The sequence below is a fragment of the Microbacterium sp. LWH11-1.2 genome (assembly GCF_038397745.1).
Classification (GTDB): domain Bacteria; phylum Actinomycetota; class Actinomycetes; order Actinomycetales; family Microbacteriaceae; genus Microbacterium.
This window is the reverse complement of the sequence record NZ_CP151636.1, coordinates 112,865-126,171: the sequence shown is the minus strand read 5'-3', so window position 1 is coordinate 126,171 and position 13,307 is coordinate 112,865. Positions and strand designations below refer to the sequence as shown.

9 protein-coding genes are annotated in these 13,307 nt (G+C 69.3%); 8 read left to right on the top strand and 1 reads right to left on the bottom strand.

Annotated features, from left to right (window positions below; translation table 11 throughout):
* Positions 1-45 precede the first annotated feature (45 nt).
* Positions 46-999 (top strand): Gfo/Idh/MocA family oxidoreductase, encoded by a 954-nt coding sequence (locus MRBLWH11_RS00640; RefSeq protein ID WP_341946331.1) that lies wholly within the window; start codon positions 46-48, stop codon positions 997-999.
* 58 nt (positions 1,000-1,057) lie between these two features.
* On the opposite strand, the gene MRBLWH11_RS00635 is transcribed toward MRBLWH11_RS00640, so the two are convergent.
* Positions 1,058-3,280, bottom strand: coding sequence for an alpha-galactosidase (locus MRBLWH11_RS00635; protein ID WP_341946330.1), 2,223 nt, complete (start codon positions 3,278-3,280; stop codon positions 1,058-1,060).
* A gap of 156 nt (positions 3,281-3,436) precedes the next feature.
* Between MRBLWH11_RS00635 and MRBLWH11_RS00630 the strand changes: the two genes are divergently transcribed.
* From MRBLWH11_RS00630 to MRBLWH11_RS00600, 7 genes are all read left to right on the top strand, one after another.
* The gene (locus MRBLWH11_RS00630; protein ID WP_243408824.1) at positions 3,437-5,140 is read left to right on the top strand and encodes an ABC transporter substrate-binding protein; all 1,704 of its coding nucleotides are present in this window, start codon (positions 3,437-3,439) and stop codon (positions 5,138-5,140) included.
* 61 nt (positions 5,141-5,201) lie between these two features.
* Positions 5,202-6,191 (top strand): ABC transporter permease, encoded by a 990-nt coding sequence (locus MRBLWH11_RS00625; RefSeq protein WP_116634281.1) that lies wholly within the window; start codon positions 5,202-5,204, stop codon positions 6,189-6,191.
* Positions 6,192-6,252: 61 nt separating this feature from the next.
* The gene (locus MRBLWH11_RS00620; protein ID WP_341946329.1) at positions 6,253-7,266 is read left to right on the top strand and encodes an ABC transporter permease; all 1,014 of its coding nucleotides are present in this window, start codon (positions 6,253-6,255) and stop codon (positions 7,264-7,266) included.
* Positions 7,263-8,159, top strand: coding sequence for an ABC transporter ATP-binding protein (locus MRBLWH11_RS00615; RefSeq protein WP_116634283.1), 897 nt, complete (start codon positions 7,263-7,265; stop codon positions 8,157-8,159). The genes MRBLWH11_RS00620 and MRBLWH11_RS00615 overlap by 4 nt, the downstream gene beginning before the upstream one ends.
* Positions 8,156-9,052 (top strand): ATP-binding cassette domain-containing protein, encoded by an 897-nt coding sequence (locus MRBLWH11_RS00610; RefSeq protein WP_116634284.1) that lies wholly within the window; start codon positions 8,156-8,158, stop codon positions 9,050-9,052. Before MRBLWH11_RS00615 ends, MRBLWH11_RS00610 begins: the two co-directional genes overlap by 4 nt.
* Entirely contained in the window at positions 9,045-11,240 is a 2,196-nt protein-coding gene (locus MRBLWH11_RS00605) for a glycoside hydrolase family 36 protein (protein ID WP_116634285.1), read from the top strand. The genes MRBLWH11_RS00610 and MRBLWH11_RS00605 overlap by 8 nt, the downstream gene beginning before the upstream one ends.
* Complete coding sequence (locus tag MRBLWH11_RS00600) at positions 11,230-13,269, top strand: beta-galactosidase (RefSeq protein ID WP_341946328.1); 2,040 nt, start codon at positions 11,230-11,232, stop codon at positions 13,267-13,269. Before MRBLWH11_RS00605 ends, MRBLWH11_RS00600 begins: the two co-directional genes overlap by 11 nt.
* Positions 13,270-13,307 lie beyond the last annotated feature (38 nt).

The following is a 13,307-nucleotide window of genomic DNA, read 5'->3' as shown; positions in this document are numbered from 1 at the left end:
ACGACCGTCACCCCCCTGCGGGGCGGACCCGTCGCCCGCTGGGGCGTGCTCGGACCCGGGGGGATCGCCGAGGACTGGGTGAGCGCGCTGCACCGGCACACCGATCAGCGTGTGCTCGCTGTCGCGTCGCGATCCGCCGATCGCTCCCGCGCGTTCGCCGTGCGGCACGGCATCCCGCGTCCGTACGAGGGCCATGAGGCTCTTCTGCAGGACCCCGACGTGGATGTCGTCTACATCGCGGCGCCGCATGCGCAGCACCATCCGCTGGCGCTCGCGGCGATCGCTGCGGGCAAGCATGTCCTCATCGAGAAGCCCCTCGCTCTCGACGCCGCGCAAGCGGCGGAGATCGCGGACGCGGCCCGTTCCGCCGGCGTCTTCGCGATGGAGGCGATGTGGTCGCGGTACCTGCCGCAGTCGCAGCTCATCGCCCGACTCCTGGCGGAAGGGGAGCTCGGCGACGTGCGGCTGGTCACCGCGCACCTCGGCTGGCGTTGGCGGTACGACCCCGCGGATCGCAACTTCGATCCGGCGGTCGGCGGAGGGGTGATGCTCGATGCCGGGGTCTACAGCCTCTGGTTCGCGCACTCGGTACTCGGCGCGGCGAACTCGGTCGTGGCGCGCGGCACGCTGGCCCCCACCGGCGTCGAGACCGAAGCGGTGGTCCTCCTCGAGAACGCGGAGGGAGTGCACGCGGCGGTCAGCGCGTCCAGCACGGTGACGACGCCAGGGCTCGCAGCGATCCACGGGTCATCGGGGAGCGTCCACTTCGACACGAGCTTCGTGTTCCCCGCCGCGCTTCGCATCGTCCGGGGCGGCGACGAGCGCCGCTGGCGCGACGAGAGCGGCCTGGTCAGGCGAGACGGGCTGGCATGGCAGGCTTCGGCCGTCGCCTCGTACATCGCCGAGGGCAGAATGCAGTCTCCGCTGCACTCCCTCGACGATTCCGTCGCGGTGATGCGCGCCCTCGACGAGGTGCGGCGCCAGATCGGCAGCCGGTAGCGGCGCCGAGGTCGATCAGGACGACGGATCGACCTCGGCGCTCGCCCCCCCACGTGCATCAGCGGCGCGTGAGGTGGAGGATGATCGCCTGCGCCGGCCAGAGCGGCGGGATCTGCAGACCGACCGTGCCGAGGAACGCGCCCGTCAGAGTGACGGCGCCGCTCGACAGCCAGGCAGGCGTCGCGAAGCCGTGCCGGGAGGCGCCGATCTCGTCCCGCACGCGCACGTCGTAGGTCGCGTGCTCCTCCAGGCCGTGCAGTCGGATCCGCTCCGGGAGCGAGTCCTCGAGCGTCGCGACGCTCGCGATCGTGAAGACGGCCTCCGCGCGGTCGGGCGAGACCGCGCCGACGACGCGGAGGGCCGGGTCGCGCACGTCGGCGTGCACGGCCGTGCCGGTGTGGATCACCGAGCGCAGCTCCTTGTAGAGCGCGGCCCACCGGGTGATCACCTCGCGCTCCTCGGGGGTGCACTCCGCGATGTTCCACTCGAAGCCCGCCGAGCCCATCAGGCTCGTGGCCAGTCGGAACGAGAGGGGCGTCGTGCGCCCGGTCGAGTGCGCCGTCGTCGGGCCGACGTGACCTCCGACGAGCTCTGGGGCGAGCAGCAGCTGCGTCCATCGCTGGATGTCCTGCCGCTCGATCGGATCGTTCGAGTCACTCGCCCAGACCCGGTCGGCGACCTCGAGGATGCCCAGATCGCTGCGCGCGCCGCCGGACGAGCAGGACTCGATCTCGAGACGCGGATGGCGGGACTTGAGCTCCGCCATCATCCGATACACCGCGCGGGTCTGGAGGTGGGTGCCCGGTCGGCCGTCGTGGACGGCCTCGACGAGATCCCGATTGTGGTCCCACTTGATGAAGTCGATCCCGAGCTCGGTCACGAGAGCGTCGAGGCGCCCGAGGACATGCTCGTAGGCGTCTGCGCGCGCGATGTCGAGCACATACTGCGTGCGCCACGAGAGGTGCGCGGGAGTCGGGAGGTGATCGCCGGGATGCAGGAGCCACTCGGGATGCCGACGCGCGAGCTCGGAGTCGAGATTGATCATCTCCGGCTCGAACCACAGGCCGAACTCCATCCCCAGGGCGTGCACGCGGTCGGCGAGCGGGCCCAGGCCGTCGGGCCAGACGGAAGGGTCGACGGACCAGTCGCCGAGTCCTCTGATGTCGCTGCGGCGGCCGAGGAACCAGCCGTCGTCGAGCACGAACCGCTCGACGCCGACCGTCGCGGCGAGCTCGGCGAGCGACAGGAGGAAGGCGGGGTCGTGATCGAAGTACACGGCCTCCCAGGTGTTCAGAACGAGCGGCCGCGGCGACCGCGGATGGTTCGGGCGCGCGCGTTCGAACCGGTGGAACCGCTCGGACAGACCGTCGAGGCCCGCCCCCGACCACGCGAAGTAGGCCGTGGGGGTCGTGTACGACTCGCCGAGGCCGAGCGTGATCTCGCCGGTGCGCAGCAGCTCTCCGGCGCCGAGCAGATCGATGGAGTCCGGCATCCGGTCGTTGCGGTAGGTGCAGTCGGCGCTCCAGCCGAGGTGGACGGCCCAGAGCTCGCCGCTGCGATCGCGGGGAGGATCGATCGAGACGATCGAGAGCGTGGGAGCGTCATGGCCGCCACGCCCGCGCCGGGTCTGCCGCGTGGTGGAGCCGCGGGGGATCGTGCCGGTCGTGGGCACCTTCTCGCGCGTCCATCGGCCGGCGAAGGTCGTCAGGTGATCGACCGCCTTCGGAGCCGGCAGCGTGGCTTCCAGCCATTCGATCGTGAGCGCAGGGGCGCCTACCCCCGTTCGCGTGACGGTGTGCGTCACGGTCACGATGCCGCCCGCCTCGATGGCGACGGCGGAGTCCACTCGCAGTCCGTTGACGACGTCCTCCGCGGTCGCCGAGAACCGGCGGCCGTCGGGATCGGTCGCGCCGTCCACGCGCGCCCAGCGCGGGTGGACGGGGACGCCTGCGATCCCGGCGCTCAAACCCGGCCGCCCGCCCCAGCCCTCCCCTTCGAGGGGGAGCAGGGACACCTGCCAGGCGGCGTCGAGCGTGCCCGCGGCAACCTGCCGACTCATCGCGGCGACGATCTCCTCGGGGTCGAGATCGTCGAGGTCGCCGAGGTCGGCTCCCCAGTAGAGCACCTGGGGCATGGACGCCGGGGCACCCGCCGTGCCGGGACCCGTCGCCGAGTCGATGACGAGTGACACCCCGTCGCCGCGCAGATGCGCGAGTCGCGGGGCGGGTGCAGGATGCGCGGCCACTTCGCCGCGGACATCCGGAAGTGCGAGATCAGTCATGGTGCCCTCTGAGGACGGGATCCGTCCGGTCGATTCCTGGAAGTGCTTGACGGACTTAGTTTACCTACGTAACAATGAGGGCGGTAGATGGAGATTCCCTTCCATTCACACAGTCGGCGCGGACACCTCTCGGGTGAGCGCGCCTGGGAAAGGACGATGATGTTCCTCAGCACGAAGCGCCCACGCGCCGGCATCCGGATGGCTCTGACAGGAGCCTCGGCCGCCGTCGCCACCACCCTGCTGCTCGCCGGCTGCGCCCCGGCATCCGGCGGTTCCGCCTCCGGATCGGCGGACACCCTGATCGCGTACACGGGGCAGGCCGGCGATTACCAGATCAACTTCAACCCCTACTCGCCGTCGCAGATCGGCGGCATCGGCACCATCTTCGAGTCCCTGTTCTTCGTCACGAACGTCAACACCGACCCGTACACCCCGCTGCTCGGCACCGAGTACACCTGGAGCGAGGACGGCACACAGCTCTCGGTCACGCTCCGCGAGGGCGTGACCTGGTCGGACGGTGAGGACTTCACCGCCGACGACGTGGCGTTCACGTTCCAGCTGCTGCTCGACACCCCCTCGCTGAACAACGGCGGGTTCGACGGAACCGTCGAGGCCACAGACGACACGCACGTCGTCTTCACCTGGGACCACCCGGCGTTCGTGAGCGGACCGACGCTGCTCGGTCGCACTCCGATCGTGCCCGAGCACATCTGGTCGGGGATCGACCCCACCACCGACGTGATGGAGAAGCCCGTCGGAACCGGCCCCTACACGCTCGACAACTTCAAGCCGCAGGCGTTCACGCTCACCGCCAACGAGGACTACTGGGACGGCGCCCCCGCCGTGAAGGGCATCCGCTACCTCTCGCTGTCCGGGAACACCGCCGGCGTCGACGCGCTCAAGGCGGGGACCATCGACTGGCAGACGGGTCCGGTGCCGGACATCGAGAACGTGTCCACGACCTACCCCGGCTACGACGCGATCACGATCCCGCAGAACCAGGTCGCTCTGCTGACCTGCTCGAGCGCCGAGCTCGGCTGCACCGGTCCGCAGACCGATCCGGCCGTGCGCCAGGCGGTCTACGCCGCCCTCAACCGCGACCAGATCAACTCGCTCGCGTTCCAGAACACGGCGAGTGAGATCTCGCCGACGTTCGCGCTCACCACGACGCAGAAGGACCTGATCTCGTCTGCTGTCGCCGAGCCCGTCGCGCCGGGTGCCGCCGATCCCGACACGGCGGCCGGGATCCTCGAGGGCGCCGGCTGGTCGAAGGGGTCGGACGGCATCTATGCGAAGGGCGGCGAGAAGCTCTCGCTCACCGTCGAGGTCGTGACCGGCTGGACCGACTACATCACGGCGATCGACACCATGGCGCAGCAGCTCAAGGCCGCCGGCATCGAGCTCCGCGTCTCGCAGTCGTCGTGGAACGAGTGGACCGACAAGAAGGGCAAGGGCACGTACCAGCTCGCGATCGACTCGCTGGGTCAGGGCGCCGCATCCGACCCGTACTACCTGTACGACAAGTACTTCAACACCGCGTTCACCGCTCCGGTCGGCGAGGTCGCACCGCAGAACGTCGCGCGGTTCAGCGACCCCGAGGTGGATGCCGCGCTCGAGGTGCTCAAGGCCACGAACCCGGAGGACACCGCGGCGCGGCAGGTGCAGTTCGACATCATCCAGGAGAAGATCGTCGCCGCGATGCCGTACATCCCCGTCCTGACGGGTGGCACGACCAGCGAGTTCAACGCCGACAAGTTCACCGGATGGCCGACGCAGGACGACCTCTACGCGTTCCCGGCGGTGTGGGCATCGCCCGACAACGCGCAGATCTTCAAGTCGCTGAAGCCGACGGGGGAGTGATCGTGATCGCCACCGAGAAGGAGAACGTCGAGCCGGCTGAGCGGGTGCAGGGAAGGACGTCGTGAACTATTTCGTCCGAAAGCTGGGGTTCTACCTCATCGCCCTCTGGGCGGCGCTGACCCTCAACTTCCTGATTCCGCGTCTGCTGCCGGGGAACCCCGTCGACATCCTGCTGGCCAAGCTGCAGCAACGGGGCGGCATCGTCACCCCGGACACCCGCAAGGCCTATGAACTCCTTCTCGGTGGCGATTCCTCCGAGCCACTCCTCGTCCAGTACGGGAACTACCTCGTCAACATCTTCCGGGGCGATCTCGGCGTCTCGGTCAGCTACTTCCCGACGCCCGTCATCGAGGTGATCAACACCTCCCTGCCGTGGACGATCGTGCTCGTGGGAGTCTCGACCGTGCTCGCCACGGTCATCGGGGTGGTGCTCGGAGCCATCGTCGGCTGGAAGCCGGGAACCTGGCTCGACTCGCTGATCCCCGCGACCACCCTGCTGGCCGCCGTGCCGTACTTCTGGCTGGCACTGCTGCTGGTCTACTTCTTCGCCTCGACGCTCAAGCTCTTCCCCGCGCAGGGCGGATACGACGTGATCCTGGACCCCGGGTTCTCGTGGGAGTTCATCGGGTCGGCGATCCAGTACGGGTTCCTCCCCGCGCTGACGATCGTCATCGCCTCGGTCGGGGGATGGCTGCTCGGCATGCGCAACATGATGGTCTCGACACTCTCGGAGGACTACATCCTCACCGCGCAGGCGAAGGGCCTCACCCCGGGACGAATCCTGCGCCAGTACGCCGCGAGGAACGCGGTGCTGCCGTCGATCGCCGGATTCGCGATCTCGCTCGGCTTCGTGGTCTCCGGCTCCATCGTCACCGAGCAGGTGTTCTCCTACCCCGGGATCGGGTCCAAGCTGCTCTCGGCCGTCACCAACAACGACTATGCGCTGATGCAGGGTCTGTTCCTGTTCATCACCCTCGCTGTGCTCGTCGCCAACCTCATCGTCGATCTGTTCTACGGGCTCATCGACCCCCGCACGCGGGTGAACGCGTGATGTCGGCGGCGACGATGTCGACGCCCCTGCGCGTGCTGCTCTTCCCGGAAGGACTCAGCCGATGACGAACCTCGCTCCCCGCACCGAGCCCAACGTCTCCGACGCGACGATGGCCCTCGCCACCGCGGCGGCCGAACGCGGCAGGAAGCCGCGCTCGCCGTGGTTGATGATGCTGCCCACCATGACGCCGTGGCTCGCCTTCGGTCTCGTGCTCGTCGGCGGCATCACGCTGTTCGGCATCATCGGTCCCCTCCTGGTGCAGGATCCGACCACGATCCGGGACTCGGGGCTTCAGCCACCCAGCGCCGAGCACATCCTGGGCACGACGCAGACAGGCCAGGACGTGTTCGCCCAGCTCGCCCACGCGACGGCAGGCTCCCTGCAGATCGGCCTCATCGTCGGCGTGCTCGCGACGATCCTGTCCGCCTTCTTCGGCATCCTGGGGGCGTACATCGGCGGGTTCGCGGATGAGGCGTTCTCCCTCTTCTCGAACGTCTTCCTGGTGATCCCCGGACTGCCGCTCGTGATCGTGATCTCGGGGTTCGTCCCGCAGGCGCAGCGCGGCCTCTGGACGATCGCGGTCGTGCTCGCCATCACCGGATGGGCGGCGTCCAGCCGAGTGCTGCGCGCGCAGACGCTGTCCATCCGCAATCGCGACTATGTCGCGGCATCCCGGGTGGCCGGAGAGCGCGCCGGACGTGTGATCGCCGTCGAGATCCTGCCGAACCTGCTCCCCGTGCTCGCGTCGCAGTTCGTCTTCGCTGTGATCGCCGCGATCCTCGGGGAGGCAGGACTGTCGTTCCTCGGACTCGGGGCGTCGAACTCGTCCACCCTCGGCACCATGCTGTTCTACGCCCAGAACGGCTTCGCGCTCTCGCTGGGCGCGTGGTGGTGGTTCGTGCCGCCCGGCCTCATCATCGCGCTGTTCGGCATGGGCCTCTCGCTCATCAACTTCTCGATCGACGAGATCATCAACCCCAAGCTCAAGAACGTCCGGCTGCACCGCAAGCGCGCCAGGGTCGCCGCCCGCCTCGAGCGCTCTCGTGCGACCAGGGAGAGGAAGGCCGCAGCATGACGATCTCGGAGGAGATCCGCACCCGGACCGGTTCCGCTCGGCCGGCGGTGATCAGCGTCGAGGACCTGTCGGTCGTCTACGAGGTCGATCACCCGGTGACGGCGGTGAAGAACGCCTCGTTCACGCTCGCGCCCGGCGAGATCCTCGGCCTCGCCGGGGAATCCGGATGCGGGAAGACGACGCTCGCCTATGCGATCAACCGGCTGCACAAGCCGCCCGCACGCATCTCGTCGGGCAGCATCATCTTCCACGACCGGGACGGCAGCGATCTCGACCTGCTGGCCCTCGAGGAGGATCAGCTCCGGGCGTTCCGCTGGACGAAGCTGTCGATGGTGTTCCAGGGCGCGATGAACGCTCTGAACCCGGTGACCACCGTGAGCGCGCAGCTGCAGGACGTGCTGCTGACCCACCGCCCCGAGATGTCGAAGCGCGAGCGCATCCAGCGCGCGGGCGACGTGCTCGAGCGGGTCGGCGTCGACCGGCGTCGCCTGCACTCCTACCCGCACGAGCTCTCCGGAGGCATGCGGCAGCGGGTGATGATCGCGATGGCGATGCTGCTCGAGCCGCAGGTCATGATCATGGACGAGCCGACCACGGCCCTCGATGTGGTCGTGCAGCGCGACATCCTGCGGGAGATCGTCCGTCTGCGGGACGAGCTCGACTTCGCGGTCATCTTCATCACCCACGATCTGCCGCTGCTGCTGGAGATCAGCGACCGCATCGCCATCATGCTGCAGGGCGAGATCGTCGAACTCGGCACGGCCGATCGCATCTACCGCTCACCCGAGCACGAGTACACGCAGCAGTTGCTGTCGTCGTTCCCGAGCCTGAGCGGTTCGCGCGGCGCCTTCATCCGAACCGGCACAGACGAGGGGCAGGTACAGCGCTCATGACGACCATCAGGGTGTCCGATCTGACGAAGGACTACACGATCAGGAAGGGACTGCGCCGCGGCGCGTTCCGGGCAGTGGACGGAGTCTCGTTCGACCTCGTCCCCGGACGGACGATCGCGCTCGTCGGAGAGTCCGGGTCGGGGAAGTCCACGATCGCGCGGATGCTGGCCAGACTCGAGAGGCCGACGTCGGGACAGATCGACGTCACGCTCGACGACGGCACGGCGATGCCGCGCTCGCTCTACCGCCGACACGTGCAGATGGTGTTCCAGGATCCGTTCGCGTCGCTGAATCCGTTCCACAGCATCGAGCACCACATCGCGCGGCCCATCCGCATCCACCGTCGGGCGACCGGCGCCGCCGCCGTGCACGAGAAGGTGCTGAGCATGCTGGACCGCGTGAACCTCACGCCGGCGGAGGACGTCGCGATCCGTCGTCCGCACGAACTGTCCGGCGGCCAGCGGCAGCGCGTCGCGATCGCCCGCGCTCTCGCTCCCGGCGCCGAGGTGCTCATCGCCGACGAGCCGGTGTCGATGCTCGACGTGTCGATCCGCCTCGGTGTGCTGAACCTGCTGGGGCGGCTGCAGCGCGAGGACAACCTGGCGCTGCTCTACATCACCCACGACCTCGCCACCGCGCGGCACTTCTCGGACGAGATCCTCGTGCTCTACCACGGACGAGTGGTCGAGCGCGGTCCCGCCGACGACGTCATCCTCAACCCGCAGCACGACTACACCCGTCTGCTCGCGATCGCCGCGCCCGACCCGGAGAAGATCGGGAAGGTCGTGTCGAGCGAGGCGGCGCCCGACCGCGCATCGCTGGACAACTCGGTCTGCTACAACCACTTCACGCAGACCTGGGAGAGCGCGGAGCGGGAACCGGCGCGTGCCTGAGGCGCGTCAGGGCGACGACGTCCTCCGCTGGGGCGACGACGCGCTGGAGCTCGTCTTCGCGATCGGCCAGGATGCGCCGGTGTCGCTCGTCGGCCTCGGGACTCCCGCGACGTCGGGCGCGGGCATCCCGGTGCTGCCCCCTTCTCTCCGGCAGCCGCTCGTCGAGCTCTCCGGGTTCGGCCACGGCCGCTTCCCCGGCAGCTTCCGCCACGTCGACACGGTCATCGGAGCGCGGCTCCGCCACGCCTCCCACATCCTCGACGAGCGGATGCTGCGCCTGCGGCAGCGCGATGACGAGACGGGGATCGAGGTCATGAGCGTCTTCGAACGGACGCCGGGCATCGGCGGCTTCCGCACCTGGTCGGAGGTCTCGTTCGAGCCGTCCTCGGAGATCGATGCCGCCGCGGAGATCGTGCTCGACTTCGTCTCGACCTTCGTCACCGGCGCGTTCCTCACCGCCGCTCCCGATGTCGACGGCTTCCTGCTGGCGACGGCGGCGAACGACTGGGTCGCGGAGAGCCGCTGGGCCACGCGCTCGCTGCGCGAGAGCGGTCTCGCCCGGATCGATCGCGACCTGCAGCATCAGCCGCCGCGCAGCCGGATCCATGTCGCCGACCGGGGATCCTGGTCGAGCGGGGAGCAGGTGCCGACCGCGATGCTGCTCGCCCGGACCGGCGACCACGCCCTCGCCTGGCAGGTGGAGCACAACGGTCCGTGGGGCTACGAGATCGGCGAGACGCGGCATGGCGCCTATCTGCTGCTCACCGGCCCGACCGATCAGGACAATCAGTGGAGTACACGCCTGGGTGCCGGGGAGTCGTTCACGACCGTGCCGGCGTCGATCGCCTTCGCGGCCGGCGGGGTGGACGAGGTGCTCGCCGCCCTGACCTCGCAGCGCCGTGCGCTGCGTCATGTGAGGTCTGCGGACCGGCGGCTTCCGATCGTGTTCAACGACTACATGAACACGCTCATGGGCGACCCGACCACCGAGAAGCTGCTTCCGCTCATCGACGCGGCCGCCGCGATCGGCGCCGACGTCTTCTGCATCGACGCCGGGTGGTACGCGGAGGGGAGCTGGTGGGACTCCGTCGGTGAGTGGAAGCCCGCTGCACGGCGATTCCCCGACGGCATCGAGGAGGTCATCGACCGCATCCGCGCCCACGGCATGATCGCCGGTCTCTGGCTCGAGCCCGAGGTCATCGGCGTGCGTTCCCCGCTCGCGGTCGCATCCTCCGGTCGAGCCCTTCCCGACTCGGCCTTCTTCTCACGCGGAGGCGTGCGTCTCGCCGAGCACGGCCGTCACCTGCTCGATCTGCGCGACCCGGCCGCACGCGCGCATGTCGACGAGGTCGTGGATCGGCTGGTCGCCGACTACGGCATCGGGTTCATCAAGATGGATGACAACACCATGACCGGACCGGGGACGGATGCCGGGGGCCTCGCTCCCGGCGCCGGACTCCTCGCGCACAACCGCGCTCTCCTCGAGGTGATCGACGGCTGGCAGGCGCGGCATCCGGATCTGCTGATCGAGAGCTGCGCGTCCGGGGCGATGCGCATCGATCAGGCGATGCTCTCGCGGCTCCACCTGCAGTCCACCTCCGACCAGCAGGATCCCGTGATGTATGCGACGATCGCGGCCGCGGCTCCCGCCGCGATGCTCCCGGAACAGGCGGGCAACTGGGCGTATCCGGTGGCGGGGAGCACGCGCGAGGAGATGGTCTTCGCACTCGTCAACGGCGTGCTCGGGCGGCTCTACCTCTCGGGCTATCTCAATCGCATGGCAGCCGACGAGCGCGCACTCGTCCGCGCCGCGCTGGACGCGCACCGGGTGGTGCTGCGCATGATCGAGCAGGCGATGCCGTTCTGGCCGTTGGGCCTCCCCGCCTGGGAGGACCCCTGGGTCGCCCTGGGTCTGGGAGACCCGGGCGATGGGTCGGCGTTCCTCAGCCTGTGGCGTCGCCCCGGGGCGACCGGCACCGTCATCGTCCCCCTGCCCTCATTCCGTGACGTTCAGATCACCGTCGAGGCGTTCTTCCCGGATGCCCCCGACGGCTGGTCCTGGCGCTGGGATGCGACGGCCGGAGAACTCGCCGTCACCGTCGACGTGCCGGCGCCCACCGCACGCGTGCTGCGGGTGACCCGGAGACCCCCCACCCCTTCCCCTGAGAGGAACCCCGATGACCAGTAGCACCGAGATCCTGAACGACGCCCCTCGTCGACATGTCGACTGGCCGACCGACGGTCTCTCCTTCGGCGGCGACTACAGCCCGGAGCAGTGGTCGTGGGACGTCGTGCTCGAGGACATGGAGCTGATGCGCGAGGCGGGGGTGAACCTCGTGACCCTCGGCGTGTTCTCCTGGGTGATCCACGAACCGCGCGAGGGCGTCTTCGACTTCTCGTGGCTCGATCGGATGCTCGATCTGCTGCATGAGAACGGGATCGCCGTCGACCTCGCCACCCCCACGGCCGCGGTGCCGATGTGGCTGCACCGCCTGCACCCCGAGATCCTGCCGCAGGACATCCACGGACACCCCCTCGCGCCGGGTGGACGACTCGGCTGGTGCCCGTCGTCGACCGTGTTCCGGGAATACGCCGTACGCATAGTGGAGCGCCTCGCCGAGCACGTCGCCGGACACCCCGCCGTGCTGATGTGGCACGTGAGCAACGAGCTCGGCGGCGGGAACGCACGCTGCCACTGCCCGGTCTCGAACGCCCGATTCCGCGGGTGGGTGGCCGAGAAGTACGTCACGGTCGACGCGCTGAATGCGGCCTGGGGCATGTCGTTCTGGGGAAATAGCTACTCCTCCTTCGAGGAGGTGACGACGCCCTGGGGTGTCACCGCGCACAACCCGGGACATCTGCTCGACTACGAGCGCTTCTCGTCCGACGAGCTCCTCGCGCAGTACCGTGCAGAGAAGGAGGCGCTGCGGCGTTTCACCCCGGAACTCCCGATCACCACGAACTTCATGGTCGGACTCGGTCCCGACGTGGTCGACTACACGCGGTGGGCCGACGAGGTGGACATCGTGGCGAACGACCACTACACGTTCGGCCCCGACCCTCTCAAGCACCAGGACCTGGCCTTCAGCGGCGACCGCATGCGCGGCATGTCCGGCGGCCGACCCTGGATGCTGATGGAGCATGCGACGGGCGCGTCGAGCTGGCATCCGATCAATCAGCCCAAGGCTCCGGGCGAGATCAGCCGCCACGCGCTCGCACACATCGCCCGCGGCTCCAACAGCGCGATGTTCTTCCAGTGGCGAGCCTCGAAGTCCGGGACCGAGCAGTTCCACTCCGCGATGCTGCCCCACGCGGGTCGTGACAGCCGGGTCTTCCGTGATGTGGTCGCGCTGGGCTCGCAGATGGCTGCGCTCGCCGAGGTGCGGGACACGGTGGTCGCCCCCGCGGAGGTGGCCCTGCTGCACGACAACGAGGCCGGATGGGCGCTGCGGTCGGGCCTCAAGCCCGCCAACAACCTCCGCTACGCCGACACCGCGCGGGCCGTCCACAACGTCCTGTTCGAGCGCGCCGTCACCACGGATGTGGTGCCGCCCTGGTCGCGGCTGGACGACTACCGGCTCGTGATCGTCGCCGGGCTGTACCTGGTGTCGGAGGAGAACGCGCGCGCGGTGCACGAGTACGTCGAGGCCGGCGGAATCGCGCTGGTGACCTGGTTCTCCGGCATCGTCGACGAGGCGGGCACCGTGCACATCGGCGGGTATCCCGGCGCGTTCCGCTCGCTGGTCGGCGTGACGAGCGAGGAGTTCTTCCCGCTCGAGAGCGAACGGTCGTTCGCCCTGGACAACGGCTGGACCGGGCGCCGGTGGTCGGAGCGGCTGCGGCATCCACGGCCGGAGGACGGCGTCGAGGTCGTCGCGGGGTACGCCGAGGGCCCGCTCGCCGGTCACCCCGCGCTCACCCGCCGCCGGGTGGGCGCCGGGACGGCGTGGTACCTGTCCACCGATCTCGATGAGGCGGGCCTGGCCGCGCTCGCAGAGCGTCTGCTCGACGAGGCCGGGGTCGCGCCGACGGCTGTCGTCTCGCGCGGCGTCGAGGCGGTGCGCCGGAGCTCGGACGACTCCTCCTACCTCTTCCTCATCAACCACACCGACGACGACGGCTGGGTCGAGGCATCCGGCACCGATCTGCTCACCGGGAACGCGCACACCGGTCGCGTCTCCGTCCCGGCAGGAGCGGTCGCGGTCATCCGGGAGTGACGGGCGGGGCGGCGAACCGGACTCCGGGTCGCCGCCCT

Bases quoted from the DNA above. Each gene is read 5' to 3' on its own strand.
- MRBLWH11_RS00635 (WP_341946330.1), bottom strand. From the start codon at position 3,280: ATGACTGATCTCGCACTTCCGGATGTCCGCGGCGAAGTGGCCGCGCAT.
- MRBLWH11_RS00615 (WP_116634283.1), top strand. From the start codon at position 7,263: ATGACGATCTCGGAGGAGATCCGCACCCGGACCGGTTCCGCTCGGCCG.
- MRBLWH11_RS00620 (WP_341946329.1), top strand. From the start codon at position 6,253: ATGACGAACCTCGCTCCCCGCACCGAGCCCAACGTCTCCGACGCGACG.
- MRBLWH11_RS00630 (WP_243408824.1), top strand. From the start codon at position 3,437: ATGATGTTCCTCAGCACGAAGCGCCCACGCGCCGGCATCCGGATGGCT.
- MRBLWH11_RS00610 (WP_116634284.1), top strand. From the start codon at position 8,156: ATGACGACCATCAGGGTGTCCGATCTGACGAAGGACTACACGATCAGG.
- MRBLWH11_RS00600 (WP_341946328.1), top strand. From the start codon at position 11,230: ATGACCAGTAGCACCGAGATCCTGAACGACGCCCCTCGTCGACATGTC.